Origin of the sequence: Brevundimonas sp., assembly GCF_031412435.1 — a bacterium.
Taxonomy (GTDB): domain Bacteria; phylum Pseudomonadota; class Alphaproteobacteria; order Caulobacterales; family Caulobacteraceae; genus Brevundimonas.
In genome coordinates, this window is record NZ_JANODA010000036.1 from 18,434 (window position 1) to 33,911 (window position 15,478).

11 protein-coding genes are annotated in these 15,478 nt (G+C 69.4%); 10 read left to right on the forward strand and 1 reads right to left on the reverse strand.

Annotated features, from left to right (window positions below):
- The 10 genes from rutA (at nucleotide 1) to RMO01_RS06590 (ending at nucleotide 12,880) form a co-directional block, all read left to right on the forward strand.
- Nucleotides 1–1,074: a pyrimidine utilization protein A gene (gene rutA, locus RMO01_RS06545; protein WP_309628238.1), complete on the forward strand. Its 1,074-nt coding sequence runs from the start codon at nucleotides 1–3 to the stop codon at nucleotides 1,072–1,074.
- Nucleotides 1,075–1,078: 4 nt separating this feature from the next.
- Nucleotides 1,079–1,912, forward strand: a complete 834-nt coding sequence (locus RMO01_RS06550) for an enoyl-CoA hydratase-related protein (protein ID WP_309628239.1) — start codon at nucleotides 1,079–1,081, stop codon at nucleotides 1,910–1,912.
- Between the two features lie 183 nt (nucleotides 1,913–2,095).
- Nucleotides 2,096–3,733, forward strand: coding sequence for a TldD/PmbA family protein (locus tag RMO01_RS06555; protein ID WP_309628240.1), 1,638 nt, complete (start codon nucleotides 2,096–2,098; stop codon nucleotides 3,731–3,733).
- A gap of 22 nt (nucleotides 3,734–3,755) precedes the next feature.
- Nucleotides 3,756–5,084, forward strand: a complete 1,329-nt coding sequence (locus RMO01_RS06560; RefSeq protein WP_309628241.1) for a TldD/PmbA family protein — start codon at nucleotides 3,756–3,758, stop codon at nucleotides 5,082–5,084.
- Nucleotides 5,085–5,112: 28 nt separating this feature from the next.
- On the forward strand, nucleotides 5,113–5,820 hold the full coding sequence (locus RMO01_RS06565; protein ID WP_409013055.1) for a DUF4159 domain-containing protein: 708 nt from the start codon (nucleotides 5,113–5,115) through the stop codon (nucleotides 5,818–5,820).
- Between the two features lie 31 nt (nucleotides 5,821–5,851).
- The gene (locus RMO01_RS06570) at nucleotides 5,852–6,850 is read left to right on the forward strand and encodes a MoxR family ATPase (RefSeq protein WP_309628243.1); all 999 of its coding nucleotides are present in this window, start codon (nucleotides 5,852–5,854) and stop codon (nucleotides 6,848–6,850) included.
- A gap of 6 nt (nucleotides 6,851–6,856) precedes the next feature.
- The gene (locus RMO01_RS06575; RefSeq protein ID WP_309628244.1) at nucleotides 6,857–7,744 is read left to right on the forward strand and encodes a DUF58 domain-containing protein; all 888 of its coding nucleotides are present in this window, start codon (nucleotides 6,857–6,859) and stop codon (nucleotides 7,742–7,744) included.
- Nucleotides 7,741–8,892 (forward strand): BatA domain-containing protein, encoded by a 1,152-nt coding sequence (locus RMO01_RS06580; protein ID WP_309628245.1) that lies wholly within the window; start codon nucleotides 7,741–7,743, stop codon nucleotides 8,890–8,892. Before RMO01_RS06575 ends, RMO01_RS06580 begins: the two co-directional genes overlap by 4 nt.
- Nucleotides 8,889–11,051, forward strand: coding sequence for a DUF4175 family protein (locus tag RMO01_RS06585; RefSeq protein ID WP_309628246.1), 2,163 nt, complete (start codon nucleotides 8,889–8,891; stop codon nucleotides 11,049–11,051). Before RMO01_RS06580 ends, RMO01_RS06585 begins: the two co-directional genes overlap by 4 nt.
- Nucleotides 11,048–12,880: a hypothetical protein gene (locus tag RMO01_RS06590; RefSeq protein ID WP_309628247.1), complete on the forward strand. Its 1,833-nt coding sequence runs from the start codon at nucleotides 11,048–11,050 to the stop codon at nucleotides 12,878–12,880. Before RMO01_RS06585 ends, RMO01_RS06590 begins: the two co-directional genes overlap by 4 nt.
- On the opposite strand, the gene RMO01_RS06595 is transcribed toward RMO01_RS06590, so the two are convergent.
- Nucleotides 12,877–15,345 carry a prolyl oligopeptidase family serine peptidase gene (locus RMO01_RS06595; protein ID WP_309628248.1) on the reverse strand — a complete coding sequence of 823 codons (2,469 nt, stop codon included), beginning with the start codon at nucleotides 15,343–15,345 and terminating at the stop codon, nucleotides 12,877–12,879. The genes RMO01_RS06590 and RMO01_RS06595 overlap by 4 nt on opposite strands.
- Nucleotides 15,346–15,478: the final 133 nt, after the last annotated feature.

Consider the following 15,478-nt stretch of genomic DNA (forward strand, 5'->3'; position numbering starts at 1 on the left):
ATGGAAGTCGGCGTCTTCGTACCGATCAACAACAACGGCTGGCTGATTTCCGAGACCGCGCCGCAGTACATGCCGTCGTTCGATCTGAACAAGCGCATCGCCCAGCGGGCCGAGCACTATGGTCTCGATTTCCTGCTCTCGATGATCAAGCTGCGCGGGTTCGGCGGCAAGACCGAGTTCTGGGAGTACGGGCTCGAGAGCTTCACCCTGATGGCCGGGCTCGCGGCCGTCACCGAGAAGATCAAGATCTACGCGACCTGCCCGACCCTGGTCATCCCGCCGGCCTTCGCCGCGCGGATGTGCAACACGATCGACTCGATCAGCCACGGCCGCTTCGGCCTCAACCTGATCACCGGCTGGCAGAAGCCGGAATACTCCCAGATGGGCCTGTGGCCGGGCGAGGAGCATTTCCGCAACCGCTACCAGATGCTCGACGAATACGCCCGCATCCTGCGCGAGCTGTGGCAAGCTGGGCGAAGCGATTTCAAGGGCGACTACTACACGATGGACGACTGTCTGGTCCGGCCCCAACCGTCGACCGACATGAAGATCATCTGCGCCGGCTCGTCGGACGAGGGCCTCGCCTTCTCGGCCCAGTGGGCGGACTACGCCTTCTGCCTGGGCAAGGGGGTGAACACGCCCAAGGCCTTCGCCTTCAACAACGAGCGCCTTGCCGCGGCGACCAAAAAGACCGGGCGCGACGTGAAGATGTTCGTCCTCGTCATGGTCATCGCCGCCGACACCGACGAAGAGGCCATGGCCAAGTGGAAGCTCTACAACGACGGCGTCGATGTCGATGCGATCAGCTGGCTCAAGGACCAGGGCGCCGCCGACACCGTCAACGCCACGACCAACGTCCGCCAGCTCGCCGCGCCCGAGGGGGCGGTGAACATCAACATGGGCACCCTGGTCGGGTCCTATGCAAGCGTCGCGCGGATGCTGGACGAGATGAGTGAGGTTCCGGGCACCGGCGGGGTCCTGCTGACCTTCGACGACTTCGAGAAGGGCATCGAGGACTTCGGCCAGAAGATCCAGCCGCTGATGACCTGCCGCGCCGACGTGAAAGCCGCCTGAACCCATGCCCAGCTTCGAGATCACCCGCGACGGTCCGGTCGCGCATCTGCGCCTGACCCGGCCCGAGGCCTCCAACGCCCTCGACATGGATTTCTGGCGCCGCTTCGGGCCGGAGCTGAAGGCGCTCGACGCAACGGGCGAGGTCCGCGCCCTGGTCCTGTCCGGTGACGGCAAGAACTTCTGCGCCGGCATGGACATCTCCGTCTTCTCGGGCGGCGCGATCCTGAACACCGACAAGGCCAGCGACCGCCAGGCCTTCCACCAGACCGCCCGAGACTTGCAGGAAACCCTGACCACGCTGGAAAAGGTGCGGTTCCCCGTCATCGCCGCCATCCAGGGCGCCTGCGTCGGAGGCGGGCTCGACCTGATCGCGGCCTGCGACATCCGGCTGGCCAGCGCGGACGCCTATTTCCGCATCGAGGAAATCAACATCGGCATGATGGCCGATATCGGCAGCCTGCAACGCCTGCCGAAGCTCATGCCCGAGGGCGTGGTGCGGGAACTGGCCTATACGGGCGCCACCTTGACGGTCGATCGCGCCGAACGGCTGGGCTTGATCAACGGCGTCCTGCCCGACGCCGAGGCGGTCGTTACGGCGGCGCTCGACATGGCGAAACGGATCGCGACCAAGGCGCCGCTGGCGATCTCCGGATCCAAGGCCGCCCTCAACCACGCCCGCGACCACACCGTAGCCGAGGGGCTGGAATGGATCGCCGTCATGCAGGGCTCGCTGTGGAGCCCGGCCGATGTCATGGCCGCGATTCAGGCGCGCATGGCGCGGACGGAGGGCGAATTCGCCCCGCTCTCGCCGCTGCGGCCGTTTGACCCGGCGGTCTGAAAGCCCGCCAGCACTGGGGTCGGCGTGAAGATTTCGTAATGATCAGCCGGAATGGCTCCGATCGTTTGACCTGTGTCATCCGCCTGTCAAAGATGCGGCCCGCGTGACGAGGGGGCTCTGTACGATGCCCGCTCAACACCGCCTGTACGCCCCCGCGACAGGCCATTCGGGTGGAGAGAAGCCTTGGATAGACGTTCATTCCTCGCCGCTTGCGGCATCGGCGCGGGGGGGCTTCTGCTGCCCGGGTTCGCCGGACGCGCCATCGCGGAATCCCAGCTGGTCGAGACCATCGACATCGCGGTCAAGAAACGCCTGGCCGACGCCGGCCTGAGCGCCGCATCGGCTGCCGGAGCCAGCTACTGCGACGTTCGCGTCGGCCGCTACCTGCGCCAGTTCGTGATCACCCGCGAAGCCAACGTCCAGAACATCGTCAACACCGAGTCGATCGGCACGGGCGTGCGCGTCATCGCTGACGGCGCCTGGGGCTTCGCAGCCACCAATGACATGACGGCCGAAGCCGTCGCCGGCGCCGCCCGTCTGGCCACCGCCATCGCCAAGGCCAATGCGAAGAACCAGACCCAGCCGGTTCAGCTGGCGCCCACGCCGGGCGTCGGGGAAGTCAGCTGGAAGACCCCGATCCGCCGCAACGCGATGGAAGTGCCGATCGCCGAGAAGGTCGAACTGCTGCTGGGCGTCAACGCCGCGGCGATGGAAGCCGGCGCCAACTTCGTCAACTCGCAGCTCTTCCTCGTCAACGAGCAAAAGTATTTCGCCAGCTCGGACGGCTCCTACATCGACCAGGACGTGCACCGCATCTGGGCCCCGATGTCGGTCACGGTCATCGACCAGACGACCGGCAAGTTCCGCTCGCGTCAGGGCCTCTCGGCTCCGATGGGCCTCGGCTACGAGTATCTGGAAGGCCGCGCCGGGGACAAGCTCGAGTCGGCCAACGGCGCCGTGATCAGCTACGGCATGTCCTACGACATGCGCGAGGACGCGGTCGCGGCCGCCCGCCAGGCGCGCGAGAAGCTGACCGCCAAGTCGGTGGAGCCGGGCCAGTACGATCTGGTTCTGGACCCCGATCACCTGGGTCTGACCATCCACGAATCCGTCGGTCACCCGCTCGAGCTGGACCGCGTGCTGGGCTATGAGGCCAACTACGCCGGCACCAGCTTCGCCACGCTCGACAAGCGCGAGAGCCGCTTCCAGTACGGCTCCGAGATCGTCAACCTGTTCGCCGACAAGACCCAGCCGGGAAGCCTTGGCGCGGTCGAGTATGACGACGAGGGCGTCAAGACGAAGCAGTGGGATCTGGTCAAGGACGGCAAGCTGGTCGATTACCAGGCGACCCGCGACCAGGTGCACATCCTGGGCAAGACCGCCTCGGACGGCTGCTCCTACGCCGACAGCTGGTCCGCGGTCCAGTTCCAGCGCATGGCCAATGTCTCGCTGAAGCCGGGCACGACGCCGATGACCCGGAACGACATGATCTCCAACGTCGAGAACGGCATCTACATCCTCGGTCGCGGCTCTTTCTCGATCGACCAGCAACGCTACAACGCCCAGTTCGGCGGCACCCTGTTCTACGAGATCAAGAACGGGGAGATCACCCAGCCGCTCGAGGACGTCGCCTATCAGATGCGCACGCCCGAGTTCTGGAACGCCTGTTCGGCCATCTGCGACGAGAGCGACTACCGCATGTTCGGTTCGTTCTTCGACGGCAAGGGCCAGCCCAGCCAGGTGTCGGCGGTGAGCCACGGCTCGTCCTCGACCCGCTTCGACAAGATCAACGTCATCAACACCGCGCGTTCGCTCGGTTGATCGGACCCAAGGGAAAAATCACATGAGCATCATGACGGAAGCCGAGGCCAAGACGATCCTCGACAAGGTGATCGCACTGTCGACCGCCGACGAATGCACCGCCCAGCTGGACGGGACGATCGATGGAAACATCCGCTTCGCCCTGAACAACGTCTCCACCAGCGGGGTCATCTCCAACATCGACCTGGGCGTACAGGTTGCGTTCGGGAAGCGCGTGGGCACCGCGACGATCAACGAGTTCTCCGACGCCGCGCTGGAACGCGTCGTGCGCCGGGCCGAAGACCTGGCCAAATTGGCGCCGGAGAACCCTGAGTTCATGCCGGCGGTCGGGCCCCAGACCTATCGCGCCACCGACACCTTCAGCGCAGCGACGGCGGCCATCACACCCGAGAACCGCGCCGAGATCGCCCGCGCGTCGATCGAACCCTGCAAATCCCAGAACCTGATCGCTGCCGGCTTCCTGAACGACAACCAGAGTTTCACCGCCTTCGCCAACTCGAACGGCGCCTTCGGTTATCAACGCTCCACCGAGATGGACTACACCTGCACGGTGCGGACCGAGGACGGCACGGGCTCGGGCTGGGTCGCCCGAAACCTTCAGGACGCGAGCACCTTCAACGTCGACACCGACATCCAGATCGCGATGCGCAAGGCCAGCGCCTCGCGCGACGCCCAGGCGCTGGAGCCCGGCAAGTATACGGTGATCCTGGAACCGGCTGCGGCGGCCGGCCTGATCTCCTTCATGTTCAACTTCTTCGACGCCCGGTCGGCAGACGAGGGCCGCAGCTTCCTGTCCAAACCGGGCGGCGGAAACAAGATCGGCGAACAGGTCTTCGACCCGCGCGTCAACATCTACTCCGATCCCGGCCACCGCGAGACGCCCGCCCTGCCCTGGGACGGGGACGGCCTGCCACGCAGCCGGGTCAACGTCATTGAGAACGGCATCGTCAGGAACCTGGGCTATTCGCGCTTCTGGGCCGACAAACAGGGCAAGCCGCCTCAGGCCCAGCCGGGCAACATCATCATGGAGGGCGGCACAAAGTCGACGTCCGACCTGGTGCGGGAGACCGAACGCGGCATCCTGGTGACCCGCACCTGGTACATCCGCATGGTGGACCCACAGACGGTGCTGCTCACCGGCCTGACCCGCGACGGCACCTTCTACATCGAGAACGGCGAGCTGAAGTATCCGCTGAAGAACTTCCGCTTCAACGAGTCGCCCGTGATCATGCTCAACAATATCGACGAGCTGGGCCGTCCGGTCCGGGTCGGCGATGACGGACCGACCATGATGATCCCGCCGATGCGCCTGCGCGACTTCACCTTCACCTCCCTGTCCGACGCCGTCTGACTTCGGAGGGCGTGTGTCGAGTACGAGTATGACACGCGCCGAGGCCTTGCGACTGCTGACCGGCGGCGCGCTGGGGGCCCTGCTTGCAGGGTTTCCTCGCGCCGCCGAGGCGCAGGCGACCTATGATTTCTGGTTCACCCGGCTGCGCTACGATTCCGGCGACTGGGATGTCGATCAGCGGATGCCGGCCAACATCCTGACCTCCCTGGTCGACTACACCAACCTGCGGGTCGATCCGGACGAACGGGTCGTGGCCCTGGCCGATCCGGCCATGCTGACCGCCCCCTTCTGCTACCTCGCCGGCCACAAGCTGGTGGAGTTCAACGCCGCCGAGGCCCGCAATTTCGAACGCTATGTCCGCAATGGCGGCTTCGTCCTGGTGGACGACTGCAACCACGACATCGACGGCCTGTTCGCCACCTCGTTCGAACGCCAGATGGCGTCGATCTTCGGCCCCGACGCGCTGAAGAAACTGCCCAACGACCACGACCTCTATTCCAGCTTCTTCAAGTTCGACGACGGCCCGCCGGCGACCAGCTTCGAGCTGAACGGCTGGGGCGACGACCTCATCCACGACTACCTCAAGGGCATCGAGATCGATGGCCGGCTCGGGGTCCTGTATTCCAACAAGGATTACGGCTGCGGGTGGGACTACGACTGGCGCAACAAACGCTTCCTGGCCGAGGACAACACCAAGTTCGCGGTCAACATCATCCTCTACGCCCTCACCGCCTGACCTGTTCGCCTTCCTCCTCCCCGGAGCCACGATGACCACGCCCACCCAATCCGAGATCGACGCCCGGCTGGCCCAACTCGGCAAGCTGAAGGCCGCCATCGGCCAGGCCATCGTGGGTCAGAACGAGGTTGTCGAGCAGCTGCTGATCGGCCTCCTCGCCGGCGGTCACTGCCTGATCGAGGGCGTCCCCGGCCTCGGCAAGACCCTGCTCGTCCGCACCCTCGGCCAGGCCCTGCATCTGGAGTTCCGCCGCGTCCAGTTCACCCCCGACCTGATGCCGTCCGACATCCTCGGCACCGAGGTGCTGGAGGAGGATCACGGCACCGGCCATCGCAGCTTCCGCTTCCAGCCCGGCCCGGTCTTCACCAACCTGTTCCTCGCCGACGAGCTGAACCGCACCCCGCCCAAGACCCAGGCCGCCCTGCTCGAGGCCATGCAGGAGCATACGGTCAGTTACGCCGGCGTGACCCATAAGCTCAACGAGCCCTTCTTCGTCCTGGCCACCCAGAACCCGCTCGAACAGGCCGGCACCTACCCCCTGCCCGAGGCCCAGCTCGACCGCTTCCTGCTCAACATCCGGGTCGGCTATCCGACGGCGGAAGAGGAGCGCGCCATCCTGGTCGCGACCACGGGCGCAGGCGTCGGAGCCGTGCCCCAGGTCATGGTCGGCGAGGACATCGTCGCCCTGCAGAAATGGGTTCGCGACATCTATGTCGGCGAGGCCCTGCTGACCTGGATCACCTCCCTCGTCCGCGCCACCCGCCCCTCGCCCGAGGCGCCCAAGGCGGTGCAGGACTACGTCCGCTGGGGCGCCGGCCCGCGCGCCGGTCAGGCCCTGGTCCTCGCCGCCAAGGCCCGCGCCCTGCTGCACGGCCGTCTCGCCGCCACGCGTGAGGACGTGATCGCCCTGGCGGCCCCGGTCCTGCGCCACCGCATCCTGCTGTCCTTCGCCGCGGAGGCGGAACGCAAGACGGCCGATGACGTCGTCGCCGCCCTGGTCGCCGCCCTGCCCGCGCCCAAGCCCGACTGATCAGGCATGTCGCCGCTCGACCTGCCCCCGGAGTTGCGCAGTCGCCTTCGTCGTCTGTCCATCGTCCCGCGCCGCGCGGCGGTGCTGGCGAGCGCAGGCATGCACGACAGCCGCAACAAGGGCGGCGGGCTCGAGTTCGCCCAGTACCGGGCCTATGAGCGCGGCGACGACCTGCGCGCCATCGACTGGAAGCTCTACGCCCGGTCCGACAGGTTCTTCGTCCGCGACGCCGAGCGCGAGAGTCCGGTCGCCATCTGGATCGTCCTGGACGCCAGCGCCTCCATGGCCCAGGCCGACCTCGCCCGCCCTGACTGGTCCCGCTTCGACGCCGCCCGCCGCGTCGCCGCCAGCCTGATGGAGATCGCCCTCTATCAGGGTGACCGTTTCGGCGTCGTGGTCGAGCGCGCCGAAGGGCCCATGGTCCTCACGCCCCACGCGGGCGGACGGCACCGCGACCGTGTCCTGATGACCCTCGCCCCGCTGAAGGCTTCGGGCGCCGCCGACTGGACCCGCGACGTCGGCGTCTTCGGCGAACAGCTCGGCGCCCGCGACGTCATCGTCATCCTGACCGACGGCTTCGACGAGGGCTGTATCGCCACCGCCGAACGTCTCGCCGCCTCCGGCCGCGACATCTGTCTGATCCAGATCCTGACCGGGGACGAGCGCGACTTCCCGTTCGACCAGGGCTATCGCTTCCGCGACGCGGAGACGGGCGCGGACCTGATCGGCGACGGCCGGACGCTTCGCGCCGACTTCCTCACCCGTTTCGCCGCCGCCCGTGCGGCCCTGGCCGCCCGGCTGGAGACACGCGGCATCCGCCACGTCGAACACTTCATCGACGAGGGGGCGGACATCCCGATCCGCACCCTGTTCCGCGCGACCGGCCGCGGATGAGCCCGGCCCTGCTCTTCCCCGCAGGCCTGGCCGCTCTGCTGGCCCTGACGATCCCGGTCGTCATCCATATCGCTCGCCGGACCGAGAGCCGATCCATCGACTTCGCCGCCCTGCGCTGGCTGGACGCGGCGCCCAGGCCGCGCCGCAGCCTGATGATCGACGAGCGGCTGCTGCTCGCCGCCCGCCTTCTGTTGCTGGCCCTGATCGCCCTGTGGCTGGCCGCGCCCGTGCTGTGGAACGCCGCGGATGATCGCCCGGTCGTCGCCGTCGCACCAGGCGCCGATGCCGCGACCATCGCCGCCGCCGTCGAACAGGGGAATCATGTCGTCTGGCTCGCAACCGGCTTCCCGGATCACGGAGCCCTCGCCCCGGCCGCGCCCGACGACCTCGTCAGCCTGATCCGCCAGCTTGACGCCGAACTGCCGCCGGGCGCCCCGGTCAAACTGGTGGTCCCCGGCACCCTCGACGGAGTGGACGCCGAACGGCCGAAACTGTCCCGCCGCGTCGAATGGACGGTCGGAGCCGAAGCTCCCGCCCGCCGCGTCGCCTCACCCGCGCCGCCTACCCTGACGGTCCGATACGCCCCCGATGCCGAGGACGCCGTCCGCTATTTCCGTGCCGCCGCGACGGCCTGGAGCGCGGCCGACGGCGATCCGGCCTTCGCCGCCGAGCCCCTTGACCGCGCCGTCTCAGGCAACGCCCGCCACCTGATCTGGCTGGCGTCAGGCCCCGTCTCCGCCCCGGTCGAGACCTGGGTCCGCAACGGCGGCGTGATCCTGACCGCGCTCGAGGCCCGCATCCCCGTCGAGGGCGAAACCGTACCCGTCTGGCGCGGCACGGCCGGTGAACCGCTCGCCGTCGCCGGTCGTCTCGGACGCGGCCGCGTCATCCGAATGACCCGCGCGCTGGAGCCCGCCGCCATCCCGCAACTGGTCGAGGCAAGCTTCCCCGACGCCCTTCTGACCCTGCTCGATCCGCGCCCGGCCCCTGCCCGCGTCGCCGCCATCGACCATGCCCCCCTCACCGGCGCCGCTCCCTATGACCAGCCGCCGCTGGACCTCCGTCCCTGGCTGGCCCTGCTGATCGCTCTGATGTTGGCCGGAGAGCGCTGGCTGGCCACCCGCCGCACGAGGGCGGTCGCGCCATGACCGCCGTACCCGTCCTGCTGAACCACCAGAGCGCCGCCCGCACCCGCGCCGGTCTCGACACGGTCGCCCTCGGCCTTCCCGCTGTCCTCATCGTCGTCGCGCTGGGCTGGCGACTGGTCGGGATGACAGGCGCGGTCATCGCCACCGTCTTCGGTCTCGCCGCCCTCGCCGCCATCGCCGTCTGGCGCTCGCGTCGGTTTGATCAGCGCTGGCTGATCGGCGAACTCGATTCCCGCATTCCCCGCTTCGAAGACAGCACCACCCTCCTGTTCCGCGACCGCTCGGCCCTCGCCGGCCTCACCGCCCTGCAACGCGACCGGCTTGAGAGTCGCGTCCACGAGGCTGCGGCCGTCGACCTCCGTCCCGGCTGGTCACGGCGCCCCATCCTGATCGCCTGGGCCGTCGCCGTCGTCCTGATCGCCGCCATCCTGCTCTGGCCCGCCGCCAACGACTCCAGGACCAAGGCCGCCGCGCCCTCCGGCGCCACCGCCGGAGCGACGGCGCCTGTCCTGACCGGGGCCCGCCTGCGCATCACCCCGCCCGCCTACACCGGCCTGCCCGTCCGCGAGCAGACCGCGCTGGACGCCCGGGCGCCCGAGGGATCCCGCGTGGAATGGCTGATCGATTTCGCCCCCCAACCGTCCTCGGCCGGACTGGAGTTCCCCGAGAGCACGCCGGTTTCCCTGATCCGGGACGGTCAGCGCTGGACCGGCGCCCGCATCCTCGACCGCCCCCTGCTCTACCGGATCGAGGCGGCGGGTCTGGCGCAGCAGCGCCTCAACCGCCTCGACGCCATCGCCGACGCCGAGCCCGTCGTCCGCCTGGTCGAACCCGAGAGCCAGCTGGTCCAGCTCACGCCCGGACAGACGACCTGGACGCCGGTGTTCGAGGCCAGCGACGACTACGGCGTCATCGAGACCGCGACCCTGCGCATCACCGTGACCAAGGGCGACGGCGAGAACATCACCTTCGAGCAGCGGACAATGCCCCTGCGCGGACAGGGCTCAGCGAAGCAGCTGCGTTTCTCGACCCCCCTGGACCTGGCCCGCGAAGGCATGGCGGCGGGCAGCGACCTGATCGTCCAGCTGGTCGTCACCGACAATCGCGCGCCTGAAAGGCAGGAGGTCGAAGGCCCCAGTGTCATCCTGCGCTGGCCTACAAGCCTCGCGATGGCCGACGGGCTGGACGGAATGGCCATGCGCGTCATGCCCGCCTATTTCGCCAGCCAGCGCCAGATCATCATCAACGCCGAGGCCCTGATCGCCGAGCGACGCCGGCTGGAGCCGCGCGCTGTCATGGACCGCTCCAACGTCATCGGCGAGGAGCAGGCCGCGCTGCGTCTGCGCTACGGCCAGTTCATGGGCGAGGAGGCCGAAGGCGGCGGGGGCAGCGGCATCATCCTGCCCACGAGCGACGCCCCGCCTGCGCGTGCGCCCCTGCCGACGAGCGACACTCCGGCGCCGACGGCTGCGCCTGCCCACGACGATCATGACGACCACGACCATGGCGATGAGGCCGCCGGCGGCGCCATGGGCTCCGAGGTCGATGTGCTGAACGAGTTCGGCCACGCCCACGACACCGGCGAGGCCGCGACCCTGTTTGCGCCGCAAACCCGATCCGCCCTCGCGCGGGCGCTGGACGCCATGTGGAGTTCGGAGCGCGAACTGCGTCAGGGTCGGCCGGAACAGGCCCTGCCCCATGCCAACGAGGCGCTCGAACTTCTGAAAGAAGCCCAGCGCGCGACACGCGTCTTTCTCCCACGGCTCGGCAATGACCTGCCGCCGGTCGACTTCGCCCGCCGCCTGACCGGCAAGCGCGAGGACATCGTCGCCGAGAATCCCGAACGCCCGGAACGCAGTCCCGCCGACGCCGTCGCCGCCGACGCCTGGCGCGCGCTGGAGGAACGACCAGGCTCGACGGCCGCGCCGCTGGCGCTCGGCGCGCTGGACCGCTGGGCGCGGGAGAACGGCGGGCGGCTGGCGGACCCGCTGGCGCTGAGAGCGGCCATCGACACGGTCAGGAACGAGCCCGCCTGCCTCGACTGCCGCCGTCGCCTGCGCGCCCTCCTGTGGACCGCCCTCCAACGACCGGCCCCGTCGCCCGGGCGTCGCGAGGCGCCCGGCCAACGCGGCCAGCGCTATCTGGACGCCCTGCGATGAGCCTCTCCAGCCCCACGCTCTGGACGGCGCTGGTGATCGTCGCAGCGGTCGTTCTCGGCATCGTCCGCCTGGTCCTGTGGCAGCGATCCGCACCCGGATCCGGCCCCCCCCGCTGGCGGATCGCGACCCTGATCGGCCTTCAGGTGATCGCCGGCGCCCTGCTCTGGTTCACGCTCAACCCGCCCGCCTCCGTCATCCGCACCGGCACGCTGATCGTCGCCACGGCAGGGTCGCCCGCCGTGATCGAAACCGGCCCCGGCGACATCCTCGTCGCCCTGCCCGAGGCGGGCCCGGTCACGGATGCGACCCGCGTCCCCGACCTCGCCACAGCGCTGCGTCGCTACCCGACACCCGCCCGCATTCGGGTGCTGGGTCAGGGTCTGATCCCGCGCGACCAGTCGCCCCTGCCGGTCCCCGTCGAGTTCACCGCACCGCCCCTGCCGCCCGGCCTGACAGACCTCGCCCTGCCCGAACCGACAGCGCCCGGCGCGACCTTCGTCGTCGGCGGACAGGTCGGGACGATGGCCGCCGGAACCGTCGAACTGGTCGATCCGGCCGATGTCGTCGTGGACCGCGCCCGCATCGGCCCCGGCGAACGGTTCGCCCTGATGGCCGCCGCCCGCGCGCCCGGCCTCGCCCTGTTCGACCTCAGGCTCCGCGATCCCGCCGGCGCCGTCGTCGAGCGCATCGTCATCCCGGTCGAGACGATCGCCACGACGCCGCCGCGCGTCCTCGTCCTCGCCGGCGCCCCGACCGCCGAGACCAAATACCTGAAGCGCTGGGCCGAGGATTCCGGCGTCGAACTGATCCTCGACATCGACATCGGCGCAGGGGTGCGGCTCGGGGACCCGCCGGTGTCGCTCAACGCCGCGAACCTGAACGCGCTCGACCTCGTCGTCCTCGATGACCGCCGCTGGGAAGCCTTGGGCGGCGGCCAGCGCGGCGCCCTGACGGCGGCGGTGAACGATGGCATGGGCCTCCTGCTGCGACCGACCGGCCCTCTCTCGGGGGCGACGCGCCGCGACTGGGCTGGACTGGGTCTGAGCCTCAGCGGCGGCGACGAGGCCGTGCCCCTGCGCCTCGATCCGCCCTCCGATGACGCTGTTGCCGACGCCGAAGCCCCCGCCGAACTGGCTGAAGAAACCGAAGCCCTGCCCGAACTGGCCCGCCGCGATCTGACCGTCGAGGGCTCCGGCGCCGTCGCCCTGTTGCGCGACGCGGACGGTGTCGCCCTGGCGAGCTGGAGGACGCGCGGCCGCGGCCGGGTCGGCGTCTGGACCGTGACCGACAGCTACGCCCTGGTCCTGACCGGCCGTCCGGATCGCTACGGCGAGATGTGGAGCACGCTCTTCTCCGAGGTCGGCCGGGCCGGCGACGACAGCCGCGCCGATGTTGACGGTGTCGCCCGCGTCGGCGCCCGCATCGCCCTGTGCCGTCTTGCCGGTCAGGCCAGCGTTCTCGGTCGGGACGGCCGCGCCCACGCTCTACGCGTCGATCCCGCCGCCGGCGACCGCGCCTGCGCCGCCTACTGGCCGGAACAGCCGGGCTGGCAGGTCATCCGCGACGGCGAGGACCGCCAGACAGCCTTCTACGTCCAGCCCGCCGACGCCGCGCCGTCGCTGGTCATGGCCGCCAACCGTTCGGCCACCCTGGCGCTGGCCGGCACGGCCCCGACCCGCGCCGCGCCGGCCTCGACCTCGCACGCCCCCGGGTCGTCCTGGCCGTGGTTCGCCGGGCTGCTGGTCGTGCTGTCAGGCCTGTGGTGGTTCGAGAGAAACCGGGACGTCGGCGGGCTCGTCGCGTCGCTGCAAGCCCGCCTCCGCCGCTAGTTCGAACCGGCCGCCGGAGCGGTCGGGGTCTTGATGGTCTGGTCCAGCCAGCGGGTCATCTCCCACAGGGTGTGACCGACCGATTCCCGCGCCCGATAGCCATGCGCCTCCAGCGGCAGGACGACATAGCGGACCGTCGCGCCATTGCCCTTCAGCGCGGCATAGAAGCGCTCAGACTGGATCGGGAAGGTGCCCTGGTTGTCGTCGGCCTCGCCGTGGATCAGCAGGATCGGCTCGTTAACCTTGTCGGCATAGGCGAAGGGCGACATCTCGTTATAGGTCTCCGGCGCCTGCCAGTAGGTCCGCTGCTCGGCCTGGAAACCGAACGGTGTCAGGGTCCGGTTGTAGGCGCCCGACCGGGCGATGCCGGTGGCGAAGAGATCGGTATGGGCCAGCAGGTTCGCGGTCATGAAGGCGCCGTAGCTGTGGCCCCCGACGGCGATCCGCCCGCGCTCGGCCACACCCATGCCGACCACCGCATCGACCGCCGCCTTCGCCGAGGCGCTCAGCTGCTCGATATAGGTGTCATTCGGCTCGACCCCGTCCCTCCCCACGATCGGCATCGAGGGATTGTCCAGGATGGCGTAGCCCTGGGTCAGCAGGAACAGGTGGCTTGACCCGCCCGGACGCACGAAGCGGTTGGCCGTGTCCACGACCTGACCGGCCACGGCCGCGTCGGTGAACTCCGCCGGATAGGCCCACATCAGGAGCGGCAGCGGCCCGTCGCGGTCCTTGTCGTAGCCGGCCGGCAGATACAGCGTCCCCGACAACTGCACTCCGTCATCGCGGGTGTAGGTGATCAGCTGCTGCGTCACCCCCGCCAGTTGCGGCGCCGGATCGGGGAAGTTCGTCAGCGGCGTCACGTCGCCGTCGAGGTCGCGGACGCGCAGATTGGCAGGCTCGGTGCGGCTCTCGCGCACAGTCACCAGACGACGGCCGTCCTCGTCCAGCAGACCGATGACGCTCTCATACTCGCCGCTGGCCGACTGCCAGATCCGCTCTGTCTGGCCGGTGGCGAGATCCAGCGTGCCGAGGAAGGGATACTCCCCCTCCCGCGTGGCCCCGTCGCCCTCGACAAAGACGCGCGACCCATCCGGGGTGAATTGGATCACCTGACGGCCGGCGGCGTTGGCCTCCGTCGCGATCGAGCCCGGGTCGTTGTAGCGGTCCTGATAGTTACGATCGACGATGATGCGACCGGTCCCCGGGTTCGACGGATCGACGACCGAGCGGGTCTCGTGCCGGGTGTTGAACCACTGGGTGTTCACGACGGCCACATCCGACCGTCCCCAGGTCACGCCGGCATAGCGTTCCGGCAGGTCGATCAGGGTCGTGGCCTCGCCGTTGAAGGGCGCGTCCAGCATGAACACCCGGTCGCGAACCGCAGCGGGCGTCCTCGAATCCCCGCCGTCCTGGGCCTCGACCCAGACCAGGGTCGACGGCGTATCCGCGCGCCACTGGGCCTGGCGCGGCCCCGTCTCGACCGCATCGAAAGGTGGTGGGATGTTGTCGCGAAGGGGCAGGTCGGCGACACTGTGCACCACACGACCCTCCCAGTCCGTCACCTCGACCGTCCCGGGGAACAGGCCCGCCGGAACGACATAGGAATAAGGCCGCTTCACGCGCGTCTGCAGCAGATAACGCCCGTCGGGCGACACCGAGGCGTTGAGCACGACCCCGGCCCCTCCGCCGACCGCGCGCGCCTCTCCCGCCAGCGGAACCACCATCAGCTGGGAGGTGAAATAGTGGGCGAACAGGGCTTCATCGCCGGGCCCCTTCAGCAGGTCCTGATAGGTCCGGACCGCCGCGGCCCGCCCGCCGCTCTCGGCGACGGTGGGACCGGCCGGTGCGGCCGTGACGTCCGGTGCCGCGCCACGCCCTTCCGGCACGGCCCGGACCAGAAGGCCCGAACTGTCGGGCAGCCAGCTCATGCCGGCGCCGGTCGCGGCGTTGACCCGCGCGCCGAAGATCTCGCGCGCCGTGGCCGTCGCGACATCCGCAACCCACAGGGCCATCCCCTCGGGCCGGTCCATCAGGAAGGCCACCGACTGGCCGTCCGGCGACCAGGCCGCACCCGTGAAGCGCGATCCCTGCGGCAGGGCGACGGGCCGCGCCGCGCCGCCCTCGACCGACTGGAAGCTCAGGCCCGTGACCCAGGCGATGCGGCTGTTGGCCGGCCCGTTGTTGCGCGGGTTGATCCGGTAGCCGGCGAGACGGAGCATCGGCTCGGCCAGTTCGGCGATCGTCGGCAGGTTCGAGCGCTGGAACAGAACCAGGGTCTTCTGGTCGGGACTGACGCTGGCCCCCGGGGTCGGACGGGCGTCGAGAATGTCGGCGATCGGGGCGGGCGGCTGCTGATAGGTCAGCGCCCCCGGAGTCTGCCCCCCAGTCGTCTGGGCCAGAACCGGCGTGGCGAACAGCATCAGCACAGCCGGCGCCACATGGCGCATCAGTCGCAGTTTCATTGGGAACTCCCAGCCAGACAGGTCAAGGACGAGCCCCTCCGGCGCGCCGGGCCGGACAGTAACCGCGCTTTTCTCCCCGGTCACCAAGGCAAAGTTCCCTTCCCGTGCGACCAAAGAGTTTCTAAAAGCGCGT